Origin of the sequence: Caulobacter sp. CCH9-E1, assembly GCF_001556515.1 — a bacterium.
In the GTDB taxonomy this organism is placed as follows: domain Bacteria; phylum Pseudomonadota; class Alphaproteobacteria; order Caulobacterales; family Caulobacteraceae; genus Caulobacter.
Window position 1 is genome coordinate 1 of the sequence record NZ_LSJA01000314.1, and the last position, 674, is coordinate 674.

Below are 674 nucleotides of genomic sequence, written 5' to 3' on the forward strand. Positions count from 1 at the left end.
CCCCCTTACATCTCACGGCGAGACGATCGCAGGGCTGATCAGGTCACTCAAGGATCGCCTCCGGCGACCGCGCCGCGGCGACGCGCAGCGTCTCCTTGACTGACCTGATCAGTCCTGCACGCTGCAGCCTCCAAGAGATGTAAGGCTCGCACCGACCTGGAGGTCGGCGGCGAACAGAGGAGAACCCCGCCCATGCCCCCATTCGACCGCCGCACTCTGCTCTCCGGCGGCCTGGCGGCCGGCGCCGCCCTCGCCACGTCGGCGAGCGCCGCGACCGAGGCCCCTCTGGTGCTCCACCAGGTGTTCTTCTGGCTCAAGACGCCCGGCGCCAAGGCCGACCGCGACAAGCTGATCGCGGGCCTGAAGGCGCTGAAGGCGATCGACTTCATCCAGCAGCTGCACGTCGGCGTTCCGGCCTCGACCGAGAAGCGCGAGGTGATCGACAACAGCTACGACGTCTCCGAGCTGATGGTCTTCAAGAGCGTCGAGGACCAGAACCGCTATCAGACCCACCCGCTGCACCAGAAGTTCGTGGCCGACTGCGGCCACCTCTGGAGCAAGGTCGTGGTCTATGACTCGCTAGCGGTGTGAAAGGGCGGACGCCCTAGCCTCTAAAAAACTCGTGTCATCCCGGAAGCCTCGCAGAGGCTATCCGGGACCCAGGGGTTGCAAGA

General features: G+C 65.9%; 1 protein-coding gene. It reads left to right on the forward strand.

The annotated features are described in order from the left end of the window. Window positions 1-192 precede the first annotated feature (192 nt). Window positions 193-591: a Dabb family protein gene (locus AX690_RS17610; protein WP_066683575.1), complete on the forward strand. Its 399-nt coding sequence runs from the start codon at window positions 193-195 to the stop codon at window positions 589-591. Window positions 592-674 lie beyond the last annotated feature (83 nt).

Excerpts from the sequence above, each read along its gene's own strand:
- AX690_RS17610 (WP_066683575.1), top strand. The coding sequence starts at position 193 with ATGCCCCCATTCGACCGCCGCACTCTGCTCTCCGGCGGCCTGGCGGCC.